Raw genomic sequence first — 25,292 nt, 5'->3', positions numbered from 1 at the left:
ATAGCGACGGCACGTTTGTATTTCAACCTGGTACCAGAGGCAATACGTTGATGAACAACCTGCAGACGCAAAATGCAGCAGGTTTTGTACCTGGCATAGTAGCGCAGAATGCAGATGGTACGCCCCAAGGATATACCTTGGTACCCGGCCAGACAACGATATATGTGAGAGGCGCAGCCGGAGCAGAAAGCTATATAAAGATATATAACGGCCATATCTGGATTTGGAATTCTGATAATGTAGGAACTAACGATTTATTGCCAGTAATAACAGACGAGACGCCTGAGGAGACAGCAAATACCTGTTTTGACACGGAAACAATGGATTATACTCAGATAACAACTACCAGAAATGTTTCAACTATAGATGATAATAATGTTGAGACTGATAAACATATTGAAGTTATGATTAATAACGTTTGGTACAGGCAGAAATCTGAAACAAATAATGCAAATTATACAGCAGGAATGCAGGGGTTGGGAGTCCTGACACCTGATGCAAGTAGATTCGTTCGAGGCGGTGGCAGAGCTGTTAACGGTTATCTTTTCCATGTTTATAACGTCGGTAACCTGCCGGTCGGTGCTAGCGTAATATCCACTAATAAGTTAGCGGATGAGACTGTACAGGTTGTATTAGACGCAGCTGGAGAACGAGGAACCTTTATTTTTGACAGCGGAGACCTGATAAAGGCCAGGGAATTACTGATAGATAATGCCAAAGGGCTTGGCCTTGTATTTACTTTGATAGGGACAGAGGACCTTACTAACTATGTTGATCAAGGCAACGGTGTTTGGAAAGGTACTGTTACTGATCCTAGCGGCGCTACTCATACAGACTGGATCGTACTAAAAGGAACTACCTGGTACAGGGTTCATCAAAGCCCGGAAATTATGGCTTTGTATGAAGCTGCAACCAATTATACATTTATTATGCCTGATATGAGCGCTATGGGTATAGATGCTGCGCCTATAAAGATGTATACCTACGGATTAGTCCCGTCTAGCGGCGGGTATGATTTTAGCCCTTATGTGTTTGATGAAAATAGCGATAACATAAGAACAGACGCTGTAGGAAAGGATGCCAGCGGCAATGACATAATAGCCGTATATATAGGTCCTGCCGGCGCAGAAACAAAATACCTTCTTGAGTGGGGATCTACTTTGTTAGATGTAGTTCTAACCAGGGAAACAGCTATAAACAACTTAGGATTTGGCGGAGGAGGTTGGGTAGAGTCTGTGTTTACAAAAGGCAACCTAAAAGTGCCTCATAAGGGTACAGGTGCGATATTTGAAGATATGGGCAATGGAGTATGGAGGCAGTTCGTCGGCGTAGATGCAGCCCAGCTTCCGATATATGATTTTGTAACGTATGTGAACAATAAATGGTACAGATGGTATGCAAATACAGGATCTCCTACATCAAAATATCCAGACCCGGTTTTCTGGGATAAATATATGGAAGCACGGCAAACGTATGGTTTGGCTGTACCTAACCTGTATTTAACAGCGACGCTTCCGGACGACAGTACAATAACGCCTGATGTAGATGTAGACGGAGAGCCTGTTCAGGTATTCACTATAGCTGATCTAATGGCAAATACAATAAGTGGTACCGGAACTTATATTACAAAGACAGTAGAGCTGGATAATAAAATCGTTATACTTTTCTTAAACGATGGCAGTAAGAAGATACTTGACCCGGGTAAAGACGCCCTGCTTAGGCAGGTAGCTATTGATTTTGCAAATGGTTCTGGCTGGCTTACGGCAGCAAAGGGGTCAGAAGACCTGGCTTTATATACTACAATAGAAGGAAGATGGATGGACAGCGGTACAATCAAGTCAAGGGAAATTACTGACCCGGAAACACAAGTGAAGCGGAAAGACTATATATTAATAACGGATGACAACAAAATATTTAAGTGGTATTCAAGCCCTGCAGATACTGCAGTTTATGATGCTGGTATGGCAGGCGACGGTGTGCTTACGCCTATGATGACAGGCGCCACTGCTATCGGGCTTACTGATATAAGGAAAAGCTATGACCTTGCAAATGTCCCGGCCGATGCAATTGAAGCAGTAACACCGATAGCCGGGGTATGGCCGAATCAAACAATAAAGGTAACGATCTACGGCAATGACTATATATACACACCCGGCAAGAACATGACGGATAGTAAAGTAAAAGTAGATGCCTATCAGAATGACAAAGGCGGCATAGTGCTGCTGCGAAAGATAGTAATAAAAGATTATGACCCGTTAACAGACGGCTATACTGAGGTAGCCAACGACAGCGGCGGGACAACAATGGATAAGGTCTATATGAAATTAAATCCCGCAACCGGGACAGTTGATTGGATAGCAAGAAAGGGTAATGTGTGGTACGGGATATATTCGAGCCAGAAAATAATGGATTTATACGCGTTGAATTTGCCTACAAGTAAAGGCGTAACGCTTTTTTGCCCTTCGATGTACGATATGCCTCCGTATGATATCTCTAACCCTGACGCAAATATTTTTACTATGTATTCAATGGAAACACCCAGGGAAGTAAGTGAAGTGGGAGACTATTATATTGATTTAAACAACGGCGACATTACAGTAGATACAATTATAAATGAGAATAAAGATGTTGTATTTGTTCTGCATGTTGCAGGTCAAACCTATGTAGCGCAGTGGGGTTATCGTATAGAGCGTATAACAAAGACTTTAGAAGATAATATCAGAGCCAATACGGATAAAAGCACGAAATGGGGAGCAGGCTGGGTAGGACCTGCGATATTTGCCAAAGGAAATATCACAGCAGAAGACTGGGAAGCTATGGGAGACGGTTACTATAGGAAAAGCGTGCCGGATGCAGACGGCGACGGTAGAGTAGAGTACAAGTATGCGAAATATGAAGGAGACCATTGGTATATGTGGTTTGGCGATACAGGGAACCCTGATGATCCATACAATAAATATAAGGATGAAGCGAGTTGGCTTGCATTTAAGGCACAAAAAGCGGATTTAGGTGTTGCTGTCCCTGATGTAAAATCTACGCAGAACAATACTCCTGTAGCGGTTTTGTCTGCGAGTCTGCTTAATAGCAATACTGTAGATAAATATAATGGAAAAGATATAGGAAGCAAAGTTTATATTGTATCAAGCAAAGAGCTTCCTGCGGAAGAAGGCAAGAAACCTGCTATAGAGCTCACGTTGTCAAACGGGCAGAAGTATATATTAGAATCCGGCAAAAAAGCGAGTCAAAGAGAAGGCGAAATTGACCTGGCAGGCGGCGCGGGCTGGAACATATCTATTAAGGGAATAGAGGACCTTCAAGCGTACACTAAAGATGAAGGAAACTATTCAAGTAACGGGATAACCGGCAAAATCAAGTCAAGAGAAATTATTGACCCGGAAACACAAGTGAAGAGTAGAGACTATATATTAATAACAGATGAAGATAAGGGAAGGATCTTTAACTTGTATTCAAGTCCTGCAAATACAGAGGTTTATGATGCGGGTATGGCTGCAGACGGAGTGCTCACTCCTTTATTAACAAGTCTCGGGATTGATGATATAAAGAAGAGCCTTAATTTTGATAGTCTGTTGGCTGATCAAATTGAAAAAATAGAACCGATAGCCGGGGTATGGCCGAATCAAACGATGAAAGTAACGATAGCCGGCGCTGAGTATCTGTACACGCCTGGCAAGAACATTACGGATGCCCAGGAAAAAGCAGATGAGTATTTGAATAACATAGGCGGCATAGTGCTGCTGCGAAGGATAGTAGTAAAAAATTATGACCCGTTACAAGACGGCTATACTGAGGTAGCCAATGACAGCGGCGGGGCAGCAATGGATAAGGTGTATAAGAAGTTAGATCCTGCAACCGGGAAAGTCGATTGGGTAGCAAAAAAGGGTAATAAGTGGTACGGGATATATTCGAGCCAGAAAATAATGGATTTATACGCATTGAATTTGCCTACAAGTAAAGGCGTAACGCTTTTTTGCCCTTCGATGTACGATATGCCTCCGTATGATATCTCTAACCCTGACGCAAATATTTTTACTATGTATTCAATGGAAACACCCAGGGAAGTAAGTGAAGTGGGAGACTATTATATTGATTTAAACAACGGCGACATTACAGTAGATACAATTATAAATGAGAATAAAGATGTTGTATTTGTTCTGCATGTTGCAGGTCAAACCTATGTAGCGCAGTGGGGTTATCGTATAGAGCGTATAACAAAGACTTTAGAAGATAATATCAGAGCCAATACGGATAAAAGCACGAAATGGGGAGCAGGCTGGGTAGGACCTGCGATATTTGCCAAAGGAAATATCACAGCAGAAGACTGGGAAGCTATGGGAGACGGTTACTATAGGAAAAGCGTGCCGGATGCAGACGGCGACGGTAGAGTAGAGTACAAGTATGCGAAATATGAAGGAGACCATTGGTATATGTGGTTTGGCGATACAGGGAACCCTGATGATCCATACAATAAATATAAGGATGAAGCGAGTTGGATTGCATTTAAAGCACAAAAAGCAGATTTAGGTGTTGCTGTCCCTGATGTTAAATCTACGCCGAACGGCACTCCTGTTGCGATTTTGTCTGCAAGAGGGCTTAATAACAATACTGTAGATAAATATTTCGGAAAAGATATAGGGGACAAAATTTATATTGTATCAAGCAAAGAGCTTCCTGCAGAAGAAGGCAAGAAACCTGCTATAGAGCTTACATTGTCAAACGGGCAGAAGTATATATTAGAATCCGGCAAAAATGCAAGTAAAAGAGAAGGAGAAATTGACAAAGTAGACGGTGCAGGCTGGAACATAGCCATAAAAGGGATAGATGACCTTCAAGCGTATGATAAAGACGAAGGAAACTATTCAAGTAACGGTATAACCGGCAAAGTCAAGTCAAGGGAAGTTATTGACCCCAAAACAGGAGTAAAGCGGAGAGACTATATATTAATAGCAGATAAAGATACTGATAAGGGAAGGATATTCAACTGGTATTCAAGCCCTGCAAATACGAAGGTTTATGATGACGGTATGGCAGGTTCAGGGGTGCTCACTCCGATATTAACAGGTATCGGGATTGATGATATAAGGAAAAGCTATAATCTGGACAATGTGCCTGCTGATCAAATTGAAAAAGTAGAACCTATAGCAGGGGAATGGCCGAATCAAACGATAAAAGTAACGATAGCAGGCGTTGACTATATATACACGCCTGGCAAGAACATAACGGACATAATAGACAACCTGGATAGTAAGAATGACGGCAAAGGCGGAATAGTGTTACTGCCTATGCTGAAAGCAAGGAATTATGATCCTTTAAAAGACGGCTATGATGAGGTAGAAAATGCAACGGGCGGCAATAATGTTGACAAGGTATATATGAAAGTAATTAATACCTCAAAAGGGAAACAGAAAGACTGGATAGCTAAAGGCAAAGACGGCAAGTGGTATCAGATATATTCAAGCCCAAAAATTAGAGAGTTGTATGCACTCAACTTAAATGAGGCTTATAATGTTACGATTTTTGCTCCTTCCATGTATGATATGAATCCCAGGGAAGTTTATATGATGTATGCAAAAGAAACTCACAGCGAGCTTGACAAGGTTCCGGCAGGGTATGAACTTGATTTTGCCAATGATCCGGACATCTGGGTGGATAGGACTGTAAATAGAGCAGGAGATGACGTTATAGTAATCCATGTAGGTAACAAGACCTATATAACGGAGTGGGGTAAACGGTTCTCAGATGCTGTAAAAGCTAGGGAAAAGTCTATTAACGATTCGTTTGGAGGGAAGTTTGGCGCAGGTTGGGAAGAGTGTATATTCGGCCTGGGAAATGCTTCCCCCTCTGGTGACAACCCCGTCAGAGGTTATGAAAATATGGGCGGCGGTGTATACAGAAAGAAAGTTGGCACGGACGAGTTTGACAAGCCTAAATATGACATAGTGAAACTTGAAAACGGCAAATGGTACAGGTGGTATGCGCATACAGGAGATGAAAAATCAAAATATAAGGACACGGATTTATGGAACCAGTACCAGGAAATAAGAAAAGTCCACGGTTTTGCAATGCCTAACCTGTATCTTACGGCAAAACTCCGCAACGGAGAGACAGTGTCTCCGGATGTGGCTGCCAACGCCGCTCCGGTCAAGTTATACAGCATAGACGAGCTGATGAGGGAGACCTTGAGCGGCGGCAACGGAACATATATAGTCAAGGCCGTCCAGATGGAAGACAAGGCAGACAAGACGATAGTACTTTATTTATCGGACGGCTCCAAACGTATACTTGACCCGGGAAAGAAAGCAACAGACAGAGAAAAGGCTATAGACAGCGCAGGCGGGTCAGGCTGGTTGACAGCTGCCCTGGGCAGGGAAGACATCGCTCAATATAAGAACAATGAAGGAGCTTATTCAAGCGGCGGAGTTACAGGGACGGTCTGGTCAAAAGATGTCGAGAACGGGTTAAAGGATTATATCCTGTTAACAAAAGACGGAAGGCTATTCCAGTGGTATGCAAGCCCCGCAGCCAAAGCTATCTATGAAGCTGGTGCGGCAAAAGAAGGTGTATTTACCATAGTTTTATCCGGGGAAATATTATCCGGGGAAATGTCGCCCGGCCTGGACGACATATTGCCGACTTACAGCATATCAGAGTTAGAGAATGATGAGGCACATGTTGAAAGCGTAAAATATGACAGAAAAACAAAGATATTCACAGTTACCGGCACCTGGAACGGGAAAAGATATACCTATATCCTTACACCCGGTAAAGAAGTGAAGGCTATTGAAGACGCCATAGACAAGGAAGATGCCATAGGCTTGACAAGGACTTTTGTGTGGAAGGGAGATCTAAGGAAGGGTATATTTACTCCAACAGAAGAAACCGGCGTGTATAAAACACTGTTAGAGTCTGATAAGGTCACAATAAACGGCCAGGAAACCACGGTCGATGTGTATGACTACATAGTTTATATGGTAAACGGAAAAGCAGCCGACCCGGCGAAAACACCCGGAGGCAAGTGGTACAGGATGCACCAGAGCCCTGTGATGGAGAAGAGGTTCATGCTCTCAGTCGTAGGCCAGTATACTGAAAAGCAGAAGGACGGCAGTGAAAAACTCTTAACGAACGACCAGTCTTACGGCGCCTTCTCTCCTCTTCTTTCCCAGCTTTCACCGGCCTCTTTAAAGGGCGGCTGGACTTATTTATATACAATGGAAGAGATGGAAGAGAACAAAGACTTAGAAATCTTAAAGTTTGACCCCAAAACTAAAATAGTTGATGTCCGCCTCAACGGAGTTGTTTTCAGGTATACCGTAGGAGCTGCGATTGGAGCAAGAGAACAGCAGATAGATACGTCAAAGGTAGAAAATGCTGCCGGTATGGTAAGGGCATTTCTTAACGTAAATCAGTTTGGCGATTACATAACACCATATAGTGTTGATGGCCTTTCAAGCCTCGCAGGCAGCCATCCGCTCTGGGATAAGTTAGTAAAAAATGGGTATATAACCGAGATAAAAGATGCAAATAACAATATTACCGGGGGTATCATAAAGGGAGAAAAAGTCTTATTGCTTGACGGCAAAACTGACGCTGAAAAAGCCGCTAATATAGGCATAGACACTGATAAGGGAACAAAAGAAACCCTTTATAAACTGTTTATGTCTCAACTGCAAAAGTACAGGCCTACAGGAAGCCCGAATGAATATGTCCTTGAGAAGCTTGAAACCCGGGAGGACGGGACTGTAGGGGTTATAAAAGATTATGTAGTACGGGTTAAGAATTTTGAAGGCAAAGACGAAAATTACCGGTCACATTTAAGCCCGCAGGCGCAAAAAATATATGACGATGCAACGGAAAAGACGGATACGGAAATCTGGTACCTGTTAATGCCAAATTACGGTAAAACAAGCCCGAACCAGGTGGTTAACACTTTAGAAATCTTAAGCCTTTATGCGCTTACAGGCGAAGACCTGCAGAATCCGTCGGTCCTGGTTAACATTTCAGACGTGGTCCTTTTAAAGAACGGGAAAGTTGAATTAAATTATAGGGGAAAGCCGTATGTCTTAACGCCTTCGCTGAAAGCGCCGTATGTTGATATTATGAAGAATTTTGATGATTCATTTATGATAGGCGTAACCCCGGTTGTTGTGGGAATAAATAACAGCGGCGAGCCTATCGGCTATACGCCGGTAGACCCCGGAAGCAATGTTTATTATAAAGACAGCCAGGAAGAAGATGGAGAAAGGGATTACATTATTAAAGCGCCGTACGGCGATGGTTTCTTTAGAATAGATTTTTCTAACCCTGATCCCAAGGTTGCTGCCATTAAAAAAATGTTTGACGGTTCGATGAACGGAAAAGTTGATATAGACAAATTTAAGGAAAAATATGGAAGTAAACTTATCAATGACGGCTATATTAGTAAAGACGGTGTTATACAAAAGACGTTTACGGATATGAGTAAAAAAGAGCAGCAGGATTTCATAAAGGCTTATGGGCAGGACGTATTTACCTATTTAAGAAGCAGGCTGGGCCTTGGCGCTTTCATTTCTAACGTTAAAGCTGTTAATATTAACGGAAAAATAACTTATGTTGCTTATGTTTTTAATGCCAGCTCCTTGAGCCAGAGCTCCGGCCTGTTTACCAGGGTTCCCAGGATCGGAGAAGTTGTGACTGTAAGGTCAGAAGAAATCGCTGCGATTTTTAGTAATCCAGATGCGCTGTTTAATGACCTTATAGCTGCCGGTTATATCAGTAAAGACCCTGATGTTCCCGGTGTCGGGATTATTGATGATGATAAGTTTGACAGCCTCGGCGACGACTACCACAAGTTAACAGTCGGCGCTAATGACAATGAAAAGTTGATGATTTTTACTTACCTTAAACAGTGCATGAACGGTGTAAGAATGGACCGGGTAAGGCTGCCTGACGGGACAGCTATAATACTTAACTTCAATTACGGCAAATATTTTGATAAGGAAGTGCCGGCTATTAGTAAGAGGGCAGAACAGGAATACGAAAATACAGGTACGGCTGAAATAGCCAGGATACTTCTTCCTTTCGGCATGGGCTATTTCCCTGTTAACGGCGCAAAGGTAAAACTGTCGGATGACAGGGTTATCGCCATAGATTATAACAAGCTCAATAGTTCGGACCCGCAGGTACAGGCAGATATGCAGGAAGCGATAAGGACAGCTGTCTATGAGTATCTCGGCGAGTACGTTGCTGTAGAGTTTGTAGATGACGGACACGGCAATCTAGTCCCCAGGGTAGTGGACAATGCCACGGTAAAAGTCGGCTTGGACGGCACCTTGTTAAGCCTTAAAACCGACACCGGCGCTTTAGATTATTCGGTTGAACAAACTAAAAACACCTTGCGCTATACCTTAGTCCAGAAAGCAGGCAATGCCTATAAATACGGGTGGTCAGTTTCCCTTAATGACCTTAAGGCTATTTTTGGCAGTGACAAGAAGGCTGAAGAAGTTTTCAAAGCTCTGGTAAAATGCGGTTATCTTGTAGTTTCAAGTGACAAGTCCGGTACAGGCATTATACAGCAGGAGATGGTTGATAGTTTAGAAAATAATCCGGCGAATTTGCTGTTGGGAGACTATAAGCTTACTGCTGAAGAACAAAGCAAGTTATATGTTTTTCTGGCAGGAGTATCTTACAGTGAATTTGCAAAGGCAAATAGTGTGGACTCAAATAATATACCCAAAGCGTGGTTAGAGGCAATGAAAAATCTCTCGGCATATCTTAAAGCTCAGGGCTTTACGGATGTGCCTGACCCCAAAGAATTAATCTGGGTAAAAATCAACGGCCTCTCACCCGACGGGAAAACAGTAACCACTTCCTATCAGGCCTTTAGCTCTAAATGGGGCAGTCAGCCGTGGATAAAGATAGATGAAAAAGGTTTGATTGATTTCGGTTTTAATATAATAAATAAGTCAACTAAAAAGACACAGCTGGCCGGCGCCAGGTTTGATTTGGCGAATTACCAGGATGCCAGCGGCACTGTATTGCCGCCTGTATCTATGAACATAGCAGGAGGCGAATATACGCTGGTTGTAGATTTTAAAAATACCAAAGTGTTTATAGAAAGAAGAAACTCTGCCACCAGAGTCCTTTTGAGCGAGTTCCATCTGGCAGTTAAAGACGGCACGCTGCTAGACAGCTGGTCAAAGGATTGGGTCGGCTCGCTTACCGGCCTGGCTGATAAAGCCGGCGGCAGTAAAAGCAAATTTTGGAAAACCCTGTCATCTGATCCAGCAAAACCTAATCCTCTTATTCTGGGAGCTTACTGGAACCTCGAATACAGCTTGAATTTTAAATACAGCGACTCTAAAAAGACCTTTGTTTATGATTTAGAAAAAAATATAACTTTTGTGGTCAATAAGAGCGAGTTGTCAAATTATGCCGATACGAAAAGGTTCAAAATTATGCCCTCTTTTACAGGAAGGCTTGCGAGCATGGGCATCCCGTTACAAACAGAGATAGCTTACTACATAAACGGCGATTACAGCCAGAAGGTAGTTGTTAACAAAGGCGAGCTTGAAAGCGTTGACTGGAAGAATTTGATTATAGTTTCAAAGGGAGTAACCAACATTGAAGACCTTGTTATTGCAGGTATTGAAGCGAAAGAGATTTTATTAAGCAACCGCACCTGGAGAGATTTCAGGGGAAATGTAGTAGTTGAAGAGGTGTTTAAAGACAATAAATTGTCCCAGCCGTATTCCATTAAATATAATTATGGTTTTGATAAATTCGGCATAGGCAGCAAGTCCGTTGCCATGCGGTATAAAGACGGTGTTTGGAAACCGACCTCAATGTCAACGCATTTAGGAAAGATAGACGGGGTATTTGGTTATACTGATTTAAGCGGGAATACCGTAAGCAGAAAAACTTTTTTCCATGAAATTTCAAACATTCTCTATCCCGGTTCTGTTGATGTAGACGCAGGCAACCCTTATGCTTTATATAGCAGGCTGCTGAATCAAATTGATCAGACAGGTTATATAAGGACTGATGTAAAAGTTACCGGGTATACGTCCGAAGGCCTGCCGGTTGTAAATCTAAATGGTTTTGAATTAGATAAGAACGGCAATATAAAGGGTCTGGGAGTAGATGCGGACGGAAACGTAACCAGTCTAGAGGGAGCAGTCTATATCCAATTTTTCCATTATAAAAGCCTGGCTGCTAAAAAGGAAGATGCTCTCCTGGCAAAACTCGGATTTTCCGAAGAAACCTATACTTATGCTTTTGATAAGACAAAGGGTTTTGGTTCCCAGGCTTATGCCGTGTCAAACAGGAAAGTCTTCATGCTTTTCCCTGACCCCACCGGTGATCCCTGGAAAGACAGCAACTGGCTGTCCCGCTCCAGCGGCCGCAGGTTTGAAAAAAGAAAGGATGAAAAGAACCAGGATATTTATGTGTTGCTATACAATACCGAATATCCCGGAATTTGGGATAAAAAAGACATAAGAGAAATAGCGTTGAGGCAGGATGGAAGCATGTTATACGAGCTCCAAAAACCTGAACCGGGCCAGCAGTTCCTCAGGGGCGAAACTATGAAGGGGCAAAAATGGCCCGTTTACCGCCTCTACTTTAGCGAACTTGGGCTGCCCTATGAATCGAGGGCGGTATTAGAAGACGGCACTGAAAGGCCTATAAAAAAGCATTACGTGATCGCGCTTGAAGGCCAGAATAATGTCTATTATGTTTATGACCAGGCTATAATTTCTGATAAATATGATAAAGAGGTCCATGCCCTGGCAGAGTCTGTCGATGGCCCGGAAATAAATATTGATACTTTGCTGGCTCAAGGAGTGCTTACTCCCGGCCAGGCAAAACAACTGCAAAATGAACATTTCCTGACTCTTTCTAAACAAAAAGCAGATAAACTGATAGAAACAACCAAAAGGAACAGGCAAAAATTTATTGGCGGAATCAGAGAGGACGTAAGTACGGGCCGGTTTAAACCACTGGAATTCAAAAATTTTACGGCAGACCCGCGTAACTGGCTTGCATTGTTCAATGAATTCATGAATGTTTTTGTTACAAAGCATATCCTTGCAAACAGTACGGTTGCAAATTTGCTGCGCCCTGAAAACCTGAAAATAACAATTGTGGCTGCTCTAACTTTTATTATTGTCCTTACTCTAGGATTACCCACAGCGCTTTTGTTTGTTACCTGGCTCGGTTCCTGGCTGTTGATGGACAGTTATATAACGAAAAGGAACAAAAAAGCGAAAAAAGAAGGCAGGGAACCTTCAAATATCGCTGTAGGCCCAGATGTGGATACTGTCGAACCCGGTAAACCCAATGATTCAAAATTCAAAGGTACAGGCTCGGAGGATATTGCCCCGGCCGTAAGGCAGAGGATCAGAACCTTGATCAAGCCTGCTACAAGCGTAGGCCCCTTAGTGCAGTATTTAGCTGACCTCTATGAAGAAGGCGGGTTTAACATAGACCCGGAAAAAGGAGCTGATGATGCAGAAAAAGCAGCGCTGAGAGCAAAGAAAAAAGAAATGGAAGACGCGTTAATTAGGAGGTTCTACCCTGAATGGGACGGAAAAACAGCCAGACCGAAACGTGACGAGATGTTTGAACCTGTATATCCTGAATACAAGGATACGTTTAAGATGGAACTTACTGAAATAGAGAAGCTGGTTATTGAGCCGGCTGCGCTTGTCTTATATTCGTGTATGGCCCAGGAATTGGACCGGTTCATAATGTGGCAGGGAAACCAATATAAGATTATTGACCAAAACCGCGGAGTCTGGGAAACCTGGAGTAACATGGATAACCCCTATCAGGAATATACAAATGTTGCCGGTGAGGCAAAGAAAGAAATGCTGATAATGGCAACCGCTGAATTCAGGAACTTCCTGGAATACTGCAGAAAAGACGGGATAGATCCTTTTACTGGCCAGAAAATGAAGTATGATGAAAATGGCAAGTTTGTCAATGACCCTGCGCTTAGCCCTGCACGGGACTCTGCTGTGCCGGCTCTTGATATACGAAAGGCTTTCCGCGACAAAAACATACTTCTTAATGCAAAAAGAAAAGTGGTAACTTCTATCAGTGACGATCTGCGGACCAAAAATATTAAAGAAGGCGTCCGGGACAGGCTCCTGGACCGTATGCGTGCTTACCAGAAAGAAAAATACAAGACCCTGGGTATCGCTATTCTTGATAAGGGCTCAGTGCTGTTCAAGATTTTAGTAGTCTCCTTGACAGCTGTTTGGGCTGCAGGCGGCCTGTATATTCTTTTAAACGGGATTTTTGTAAATTTAATTTGGTTTGTCCCTCTCTGCTTGTTAGGTTATGCGGCTTTGCAGTGGTTTTCCAGGCCTTCAGGTGTAAGCTACTATCCTTTCCCGTTTACCAAAACGTCTAATGGCTATGAGATTTTAAAGAAAGTTCTTATAATTGTTGGCGCTGCCGCAGGCCTGGGTTTAGTATTGGTAGGACAGCCTGGAAGCTTAATCTGGTTTGTACCGATTTATTATATCTTAGCCCGCCAGCTGCTTCAGTGGAGTTCCTTTGTAATTTATATTATTAAATACAGGGTACGGCTCTACCTGACTATCTGGAAAACAGCAAAAAGCTATACAGGGTCAAAGGAAAGGGTACAAGGAAAATCCAAGTTCTGGACGATTTTCGGCGGGGCGTTTTTTACAACATTTTCATTTTTGGTAGGGACATCGGCCTATTATGCCTTAGGCCAGATTTTGCCTGTGGGCTATGCCATAGGAATTGCCCTGGCTGTTTTTACCTCTATCCTTTCTTTGCGGACGTTCTGGTCCCTTGGGCTTGAGGCAAAAACCGTGGCTATGGAACGACAGCACAAGATCAGGCAGCTTTCAGTATATGCAGATATAACGCCGGAACTTATCAAGAAGGTACACGATGACGGGTATTTAAGTGATGTATTTAATGAAGATATTGTGGACAGGGTCCTCTTGGGCCAGCAATCTGGAGGCCAGAGAGCAGCGCCCATAGTAACGCCCCAGGAGGCAGAAGCTTTAAAAGAAGCCCTGGCCTCAGGCAAACCACTGCCTAAATTAGAAAACCCTAATGCGCAAAGAAAGCTGGTTGATTTCTTTAACCAGGTAAACCTGCACAGTACAGATGAGTTCAATAAAATTTTATTAGCTGCAAGGGACCATCCGGAAACATTCTTAAGGACAATAACCAAGCCTTCTTCCTGGTCAGAGTTGGGCGTGGTAGTCCGCTCAGGTTTAGATGATATGAGGCCGCAGTCTGAAGGCGCGGCTGGAGGGGATTTAAAGAGCCCGTTCAGGCTGGTGAAACAAGTAAACTCCGGAGATTGGGTTGTATATCTGAAATATCTTTCAAGTAATTTACCGCCGAAAGAGCAAGAGGCGTTTATTGAACGCTATAAAGACCAGTATTTTTCATACGAAAAAATGATAAGAGAGCTGGTGGACATGAAAAAAGAAGGTAAAGATATTTTGCTCCTGGGGTATAATGAGAAGGGCCAGCCTTTGTCAAAGGAAAGGTCCTCAGCTGACATAATGGCTATGAGTAAACAGGAGATTTTAGATGCCCTGGATAAAGAGTTTATACACATGACCTTTGTCGATCTTGACAGGATAAGGGAGAAATTTAATATCCCATTCCCTGACGATTTGCCGCCTCATATGCCTGACAGCTACTTTGACCTTTTAAGTGATTATTTCAAGAAACAGGATCTATCGGACTTACAGACCCAATTGCTTGATATAATGTTCTCCCGTCAAATCATCAGTCAGTTTATAATGTACAGGGTTGACAATGTAAAGAAAACACTGCTTACTGCTCATGATGCATCCTTAAGCGCCTATAAGATATTCCTGCGGCATTCCTTGGGCCATGAACCTACGGACCAAGAAGTAATGAAATACTACCGCATGGTAGCATCCTATGATAAGGGATTTTCTGATAATGTAAAGAAACTGTTTGGAACGACATTACAGGAAGACATGGAAGAGCTGGGATGGGTGCCCGGGTCAGACGCTTATGATAAAGACGGCCATTCAAGCGAGAATCATTATGATAAAGACGGCCATTTAATAGCGCATCTGGCAATGATTGGAGAATGGGATGAGCCCAAAGACATTCTTAAAGGCGGCAGCGGCTGGGGTAACAAAGCCGATAACTGGGTAAAGGCCTTGATGCATGTCACGGACAAGGAAGCAATGATTCTTAACCTGGACTGGGAACATACGATTGATTCGCTGTGGCAATTACCTCAGGCAGCTTATGAATTCAGCAGGCACCCGGACCTGGGGTTTGGTTTTCTTGACATGCGCGATGTTGCCTACGGCGAAGGTATGGCAGGAACCGCCTGGGATTCGATGATAAAAGAAGATACGTTTAACCAGCGCGTTATTATGGCCATGATAGGAGTCGGGACTGCGTATATGTACGGTCCTCTTATATCGAGGCTTTCAATTATGAGAGATTTACCTACCACAGAGTCAGGCATAGAGGATTCGCAGCTTGCCCTGGTAGCAAAGACAAAGGGCTTCGTATCTGCCTACTTCCCGGGGATAACCATCGGAAGAAACAGGGAAATGGCGCAGGGTGATATGGTCGCTTTTGATAACAGGTTTGGCGGGTTTACAGCTATGACTACCGTATCTGCTATTTATACCATGGCCATGCAGAGCAATTTCCTGCATTGGACAGAAAAACTTACCTTGCTGGGCGGTTGGGACCATTATATTACCCAGGCGGTAGTGCCTTTCTTTAATACGTTGATATTCTTGTTTGCCTTTTTCCTGCCGTTTACGCCGTTTGCGTACCTGGCGATGCCGTTGTTTTTCATCGGGATGCAGTTTGTCTTTGCCCAGGCTATAAGCTCAGGCGCGTATAGGGTTATTTTGCAAAAATTTGGATTTTTAAAAGGCCCGATGAAATTATTGTTCATCTCATCTATTGCCTGCTTAGGGCTTGCCGCAGCTACATTTTTTACCCTGCCGGCACTTACGCTTCCATTGTTTGTGGCTGCCGGAGTAGCTATGGGAATAGTCCTATTATATTCTTATCCAAAACAGATATTTTTTGGGAGTTTACTAGCTGCTCCTGCTGCTTTATTTGCAGCGCCGGCCTATTTTATTCCTCTGGCAGTAATAGCCTTAATTGCAGGCATATATTGGCTGATAGACTCAAAATTTCATCTTGCCGGAAGATACGGAACAATGAAAGGCCTTACGATGTGTTTTAAAAGGTTTTGGAGCCTGGTATTTACTTTCTTATCCCTGGTCCCGAATGATACGCTAAAAACCATGAATTCCCTGACAGGAAGCGCCGGCTTCTTTATAGGAGGAAACAAAGCTATAAAACAGGCGAGCAAAGCGTTCGGGATATTATATGATGCCTTCAGCGAGTCAGTAGGCTGGGCAGCGTTAATGTTGGCCATTATTGCAATCTCGTCCTTTCATCCTTTTGCTCTGGGCGCTCAATTTTTCTTTTACGTACTGCCTATAGCTTTTCTTATCGGCCCATTTTTACATAACGGGCTTTCGTTGGCAGATTCGCTCAGGACTCCTCTGGCAGAACCTTTCAAAAAATGGATTAAAATGGATGAAGACAAGGGCCTGGGCAGAGCTGCGGTATTCAAAGATATCTGGCAGAATTTGTCCGGGTTGTTGTTCCTGAGTTCTGAGGTTTCTGACTACCGTGCGGCTGAAATTGATGCTGCAGCTATTAAAAAAGACCCTAAAAGCAGCCTGGGCTTTAAAATAATAAAGGAAGTATTTGAAAAATTTGAAATTAACCCGGCTCTCCCTGATGCTATTCCTGCTGAAAAATTGGCTGCTGCAATGAATTTTATTATAGCTATTCCTAACCTTGCCATACTTCTTGAAGACAATCAGGGTCTTGAAAAAGCGGAAAAAACAGCGGCTGATAAAGAAACCCGTATGAAAAACAAGAAAAAACTGTTATCCATGTTCCCTCATACGTTAGCCGCAAGCCAGGCAGGGTCTGTCTGGAACAATTATACAAGGCAGTTTAGAGAAAGGAAAGAGATGTACAAAACCGAGCTTGAAACAAAGAAAAAGATTTTTGAAGCGGAAAAAATGACAGCAGTGCAAGAACTGCAGTATAAACGCTTAAGGAATCTTAAATGGGTTGACCTGTTGACCAGCCTGCCTGTATTTAATATTACCGTAGTTAAAGGTATAATTCAGGGCATATATGCTTTGCTGTATCTAATCTTTGAACCTATCTGGGAAAATACCGTAGGTTTATGGGTCCGGATAGCAGCTGTAATCGAAGATTCGGACGCGCCTATTTACGGGGAAAAAGATACTGCGGTGCTTTGGAAAGCAATACAGTCCACAGCCAAAAAAGGAGATGCATCCCCGTATATGCCGGGTGAGCTTGATATTGCCAGATTTGATTCTAAGGCCCTTAGTAAGTCTAAAGTTATACGGCAGGCTTTTAAAAGGTATGGCGTTGACTTGAGCAGCGATGAAACTATGAGGCAAACATTGACTCAAGAACGGGCAACTGCCGCGGTTAATGATTTGATAGGCTGCATAAACATGGGTTCGCTTATAGATGACAAGCTGAGCATCAGCAGTGCCAGCCAGGGACAGGCAGATAGAAAAATAATAATGAAGAACAAGAGGAAAATCAGTGGAACCTTTCCGGGTGTTTTCAAGAAGAGCAGAAGGTTTTTCAGAGGTAAGGTTGCAAAAGGATTATCCGGAATTGATGCAAAGAAAACCTTGGGTGGAAATTATCAAGCTGGAGTTGATAATGATACAAGAAATGCCATAAATGCCGGGCGGGTGATCGGGATAGATTTAAATACCGCGGCTGCTGCAGCAGATGTCGAAGCCTATGTTGAAGGATTGTTTGGAAATACAGATAATTTGTTGGCAGTGTTTACTGAAATCAGCCCGGCTCAGCTTGCAGGTATAAAAGCTCTGCTTGCCAAAAATCTGCCTGGTGACCGTGAACTCAAACTACTTAAAGAAAAAGTAGTGCTTGCCATAAAAGCCGCCCAGGCCGTTAATGCGGCCTGTCTGGCTAACAATAAAGATGAAACACTAAAATTGAATAAAGACATATTAACGCGAAGGCTGTGCATCCTCTTGCCCCAGGCAGTCACAATAAAAGGTGTAGAGATTTTCGATCCTTTTGATGAAGCGCTGCCTAATGCCTGTGTAGGAAATAATTCTTTATTTATTACTGAAAAGCTTCTTAATCAGGTTAGCGATGCAAGGGATGACAAAGCCTCTTTAGAAGGTATTTTAGGCTATTTAGACCGCAGCATGGCAAGGAATGGGACGATAGATGAAATAGACAGGTATGAATTTGATGCCCTGGTAAGCCCTTTATGGGAAAAGGTTCTTATCAACACTATTAACTCAAATGACCGTACTCAAAAGCTCCTTAAACGTATTATGGAAGATTTCAGGCTGCAGGGAATTGAGACGGGAATAGTTGTGAATTATGAACAAAAAGGAGGAATGGTTGTCAAGATGGGGCTGGTGCATCCGGATGCAAGGCCTATGATAACTGATTTAATAGAAAATATAGCAAAAATAGCTATATTGCTGGAAAAGAAAAAGATTGATCCGGAGATAAGGTTTAATGTAGGTATAAAAGGGGAGCAGGCAGCCAATCCAAACGGAAAGAAAGAGCCGTCATTCCAGTATTTCGCAATATCAAGCGACCCTGCAACCAGGCTGCACGATCTGGTGGCGGGTTTAAAAGCTATAGTTGAGGATGAGAGCGATAAGGTTTTGATAAGAGTTCAGGGAGCAGATTTCCGTAAAGCCCTGACCCCTGCAACCGTGGATTACAGGCATTCACTTACCACTGAAGAGTGGGCGTTAAACTTATTAGGAGAGTTTGCCCAGTATTCACCGATAGGTTACAGCAATGATTTCCTTGGAGAAACTGACTTTTTCCGGATCATAGATTTAAATAGAAACATGCCGAACGGGGCTAATCCTGCAACCGGTATATACTTAGTCGGAGGGGACCACTATAAACATTTTGTTCCGGATAAGAAAAAAGGCGATTTTCTCTATGATGAAAATAAAAGGACCTATACCTATGTAGGTCAAGGACAGGGTAATTTCAGGCAGGATACCTTAGTCCGTTTAGTAATTAATCAGGGATGGGAGACTTATAAATTTACAGATACAGATGGAAAGGAGTCAACAGTAGTCGTGCCTAAAGATAGGCAAAAAGAATTCCCGTATCATCAAGAATACAAAAATCCCGGTGAAAGATATGTGTTTGATACCAACACCCAAAAAGTAAAGGCGAGGTTTATAGACAGGTTTGAAGATCCGGCTGACCGGGTTCACGTAAAGCCTCCTAAAGAATTAGCTGCGAATTTGATGATGGGGACAAGCATTCCAATTTCATCCAGCTTGATAAGAAATGCGCTTGCTTCAGGAAAATTAAAAGATTTATTTGTAATAGGAGCTAAGACCTTTGAATACGTTAAGAGCCACCCCACTTACCTGAGGTTTCTGCAGGCGCAGGCAGACAAGAGGTCTAAAAAGGCATTGGAGGATATGGCTAAAGAAGTAATTGCCAGAATGAAGAAGAACGGGAGGGGTTTTGATGACCCGGAGGTGAATGCTTTACTTGAGGAAGCATTAAAGGCATTAGCTCCGATAGCAATAGGGTTAAAGCTGAAAAAGATGAGCAAAAATGACCAGGCAGAAGCTGCAAAAGTGCTTATGAAATTAGATTCCGAAGCCAAAGACCTTAAACCCTTAAGTAAAAAGGATGTAGATCTAGTGATAGTGCCGGCAATAAAAAAGAAATTTATGGCGGGTTTAGAGGCGCTTCCGCCAAAAGAAGCTGTTGAAATAGCTGCCGCAGATATGCTTCAGGTTCCGGATTTTGCAGAGGGGGTATGGACTGCTGAAGAAGTATCATATCATAAATCAATTATGAGCGACATAGGCAAATTGCCTAAGATGAATGCCAGGGCTAATGAGATCCTTGCAGTAGACACCTTGCTCTTTGAAGCTGTCCGGCTAAAGAATGAAGGAAGTTTATCCGGCGCACAAGCTGCGGTAGAAGAAGCAAGGCCTCAAATACGGGAAATGATGAGGAATCCGGATCATGTGAATTTCTTAACCATATTAACCTTAAATGAATTGTTTAAAATTGTTTCAGCAGGGGTTTCGAACGCCGAGGAGGTTCCGTTGGCAATGCCTTTAGCTGCCATGGATGTGCTTAAGCTTAAAGGTGAAGGCAGGACAACGAACATAGATGTTTCTGTGCAAGAAGGGAATAAAGAACAAATACTAGGCACAAACTTTGAAATGGACCCGGCTGATAAAAAACAGTTTGTAGATAATATTACAGGAAAAGATCCAGATGATTTCGCAAGGCTTATTAAGCAGGCCTACAATGCTGTGGCAGAAGAGATAAAAGCTGATCCTCAACTTACAGGCCGCGGTATAAGCCTTGGCAATAAAAAAATACTTATCGCTCTTCAGAAAAAGTATGCTTATCTTGCAGGTTACCAAAAAGACAATGTTGTGGTTTTTGATGAGGCTTTCCTTGAAATAGCAAAAACCAGGTTGGGCAGGATATTGTTTACAGCAGCTTTATACCATGAACTGTGGCATGCAGCAGGTGTTGAAGGAGAGAATTTGGACCGCGATGTAAAGTTCTTCACCAAGCTTCTTGACGAAGAGGAAGAAACTGTTACTGCACAAGAATTCGAGGTATTTACCGCTGAGCTTAAAGAAAAAGTTGAAAATCTAGATTTTGTTGATATGGTAAAACTGCTTGCTGTCAAAACTGTGGATGTTGTTGCTGAAGCGGTAGGTAATATGCAAGCAGCTTTTGCTCCTGCACCTGAGTCGTTACCTCAAGCTACAGATGCAACGGCAGAAGCCGTGCCTGGGAAAATTCTGAATTATATTCAGCCGTCGGATAAAGCTGAAGAATTGATTAAAAAATTCAGCAATGGATTAATAAAAAAATATTCTGACTCTGGAAAAGCAGTTTTAAATACTGATTTAATTGTTGGTGTTTCCGCCGATACATTATGGGAAGAGGCAACAGATGAGGAAAAGGCAGGATATAATGACAATAAAAATGCAATGTTAATGGATTTCCGGTTAGCTTGCCAGGCATTTTGGTTTAGAGGTTATATTATTAAGGATTGGACAGAGTTATCTCAATTATCTAGTGAACCCGAACTACTAAAAATTAAACTTCTGTATGATATTCCAGACGAATTACGCAAAGCATTATTAGGCTATAAAAATTTTGATGAACACGCCGTACTAATTGAATTGCTGGAAATATTTAATTCGATGAAAGAAAAATATGGGCCTAAAAATGTAGTTCAAGTTGCATCTCCTCTCAAAGCAACTCAAGTCGCAGTTCCTGCCGTTGTACCTGCTGCGGCTCTTCCTGCTCCGACTAAGGCTGTTGTTGCCAAGAAACCAGCAGCACCGAAGGCTAAAAAAGCGCTTACTTATAAACAAAAGATTAATGTGTTGCTGGGCCTTGCAGGAACAGCGGCGGTTGTAGATATTGCAGTGCTGGCCATATTGCTTGATTTAACGAGGTTCTTAACATTGACCAACGCTTTATATGCAGGTTTGGCCTTACTGCCTGTTATAATTGGTATTGGTTTAGCAAAGTTTGTCACAAACAAAATTTATCGTAAACCAAAACCCGGTGCACAAGGAGTGACTGCATCAGCCCCGGGCCAAACAGATAGAAAAGTAGCTTCAGTTTTGGCTCAGGAGTTGAGGGCTAAAGCCGGAAAGGGATCTTTTGCTGCCTGGGTAATGCTGTGGCCTGGCATATTTGTACATGAAGCAGCTCACATAATTGCAGCAGCCGGGATGCTGAGGAGCGGTAAAATACAGTTGAATTCCTTTAAGGAAATAATGAAGGGTAACCCCTTTACAGGAGGTTCCTATGAAGTTTTGAACAATATGCCTAAACCTGTTAAAATAGCAGGCATAGTCGGCAATTTTGCGGTGAGTATCGGCGGTATATTTGCGCTGATAGTTAGTGTGCTGCTGATAAATACTTTCCTCTCAGGCAACGTGAAAATAGCGCTGGCGGTTATTTCAATAGTTACAGCTGTCTTTACAACCTGGTTTACATTAGCTAATATAGCATTGCTTTTTGGAGAACGTACAGCAGAAACCAGAACCGGCCGCGGTGAACTTCAGGGTGTTAAAATTGCAGGAATTACTCTTGTTGCAGCAAAAAACACGGTGAATCTTGCACCTGCTGCAGCATCAATAGCAGGTAGAGCAGCAACCAGCAATGCAGAAAAAGCACTGATGAAAATGGCGCCTGAGATGAGAGGCAGGTGGGTTGTGCCGGTTTTTGTCGGAGACATGGATAAGCAAAGTCAAAAGAATATCATTCTGTTCAATGACTCCGGCATCAGGTCTTTTGCGGTTCAGGTAGGAAATCCTGCAGGGAGCATTGTTAATTTTAAGGGAGAGAAGCCCACGCTTGATATGGATGGCTATAATTTCCAGATAAGGGCTTCTAATGAGGACGGGAAGAAAGTAGTCGTTTTAAATCTTTCTGTTTCCGAGATGTCAAGGTTACAGGCCGATGACAATAAAGATGTTATTATCGGCAAGGCGATAAGAGAATTGTTTTTCCAGATTAAAGAAGATAAGAACCTTAGAGAAAGCTTAGGCCAGAAATTAGCTGACACCGGAAGTTATCTGGATGACTTTAATCCTGATGTCATATTAGTTGATAAAAATTCAGCAGGTATAATGCCTGTCCTAAGGGGTAAAGCCTATACCAGTAATGATGCCAATGTTAGACAGCTTGACAGACTGCCTAATCTTGAGGATGAAAATAACAGCGAAAAAAACCTTATGTTCCTACGCTCTGCACTTATTTTCTTCGGCCCGTGGGATTTGTATAGAGGACTTCCGCCTCTTTTGAAGAAGGTTTTGGATAATGTGGCTGATTCATCCACCAGGAATTTTAAAAATGTAGTTACCAAAATGGGCTCAACCATCGTTGCAAAGTCCGGGCTTCTTACAGCTGCGGGAAATATTGTGTCCGGTGCCGTACTTGGTAACTTGAAAAGTTTGTACGGAGAAAAAGGCAATCCAAATCATGGATTGTGGACTGACCTTAATGCTAATATTGCCAGGTCCTGGAAAACCGTAAGAGCCAACTTGTTTATGGTCAAGGGCAATGAGAAAAATCCGTTGTTGAGGCCTGCTATGCCGTTTGCCTATGTAAATGAGAGCGTTGAAGGCCAGACGAAATATGATGCCCGGAAATTCCTGGATGTTGTTCCTGAGCTTGCAGATTTATTTAGGAAAGCAAAAGGGATCTCTGCGGATGTCGATCTGATTACAAACTATGGCAGTGAAATATTTGGTATAGTAAATACTCAAACTCAGGCAAATGAAGGTATTCAGTCTGTCTATGATGCTAAGCGTGAGCCTATGCTTGGCTGGCTGATTGTAGCCAGGAGTAATTCGGAGCTTGCAAGAATGTCTGCGGTATATCATCTGCTTGATAGAAAATCCGGGGATGAATTTATAAAACGCGGCTATGCAGGTGTCGGCCTTGATCTTTCTAAATCTGAACTTACTTATGATGAATTGAGTTCATTCCTTGAAAAATTAAGAGCTGATGTAAACAAGGTAAAACCGAATGCTATTATACCGGTAGATGTCCCGGAGGCCTTGAAAGGAGACACGAAAACGCTGGATTTGTGCAAGCAGTTTGGTTTTAAATTTGTTAAAAAATTTGAGATAGGAAGTGATTCCAGTATTTTGGAAGGAATGAAGGAAGACAAGGACGTCTGGCTTGAAGCTGTAATTCCTCAGGACGGAATACAGAACCAAACTGTTGAGAATTTGAAGGCAACGCTCAAGCTGTTGAGGTCTAAGGTAGGTAAATTCGGGTATGTAAATATTCCTGACAGCATACTTTTTGTCGATACTGACATAAATGAAAACAAGAGAAATCCCGATTCTTCAAATGATGTCCCGTACTGGATAGCTAAAGAACTTTTTGCCCAGTTTGCAGAAATCTTGAGCAGCCATGAAATGACAGCTGATGAAGCCTATGCAACAGGCCAGAAAGTAGCTGAAAAACTTGCGCTTAAGGATTTAATTTTCGGAGATTTATACAGCGTAGTTTCTGCTAAATTGGAAGAAGGAGTAATGGCCGCTAAATTAAAAGAAATCCTTAACCGTCCGGCTGTATCTTTTGAAGCCGGCAATAACAGGGACCTGCGGGTTATAAGGGATTTTGTGCTTGACCTGATAAGAAAAGCTGAAATTGACAAGGCTGATATGCCAAAATATGAAGAATTAATACAGAGGTTCATTAAGGGAGTCTTGGAACAGGCGGCTGAGAATAAGTTTGTAGAAGCTAACACGCTCAAGCAGAAGACTCTGTCAAAAGATGCCGAAGTTAGAAAAGCTATAAGGCCGCTACTTGTTCCTGCCAGAAATCTTGCAAAAACCAGAGTGGCAGCTGCCAGGGCCATACCGCTTGCTGTTGCCTTCGGCGATATCTCAGACATAGAAGCAAGCCTGGCAAATGTAAAGTTTGATGCTAATAGTTCGTTGACCGATGACTTTGCCCTGGTAAACGAGATAGCAAGGCTCGGCATAGCTTCCTTGCGCAAGCATGCAAAATTAATCGAAGAAATTCTTGATAAGGCAAAAATCCTTGAATCAGAACCTATTACTGAAGCTAACCTGCATGTGTGGTTTGGTTACTATAATGCGCTTGCTGCAAGGGCTGAAATTGACAGGAACACATCTGACGCAGCAGTTCAGGTTGCTGATAAAATTGCCGCATTCTTACAAAAGAATAGAGGGCTTTATGCAGGTCAAAACGAAGCCAATATTAAGAAATTTGCCTATATTTTATCAATGCAGTATGTTAAAGAGCCAATGGCAAGAACTGAACTTGCGAATTTGAATATACCAGAGTCATTGACAGGCGCTGGCAATATCTATGAATTTTTGAAAAACATCTTAAGCTTGTTGAACTCAGGAAAACTGGTTTTGGATATCAATGATGTCGGGACTATTGCTGATATAATGCAGCTCTTCGGTGATGTTTTCATGGAGTTCAAGATTGACAGCGAGAAGATGAAAGATGCAGCTGGTAATGCGGTTGATGTTGCCAAAACACTGCTGATACAGTCAGCAGCCTAGCAGCGAATTCCAAAGCCTATTGCAAATTCCGGGTTAGACCATTGTTTGCTTATTACATGCGCCATGAAAACCTCCGATCAAATAAACGAAGTC

General features: G+C 42.7%; 1 protein-coding gene. It reads left to right on the top strand.

The genetic code is table 11. The features are described 5' to 3' along the window. Positions 1-50 precede the first annotated feature (50 nt). Entirely contained in the window at positions 51-25,199 is a 25,149-nt protein-coding gene (locus LHV68_04560; protein ID MCB4791141.1) for a hypothetical protein, read from the top strand. Positions 25,200-25,292 lie beyond the last annotated feature (93 nt).

Origin of the sequence: Candidatus Liberimonas magnetica, assembly GCA_020523885.1 — a bacterium.
Lineage (GTDB): Bacteria > Elusimicrobiota > Endomicrobiia > Endomicrobiales > JAFGIL01 > Liberimonas > Liberimonas magnetica.
The sequence above is the reverse complement of the archived record's forward strand: the minus strand, read 5'-3'. Positions and strand labels throughout refer to the sequence as shown.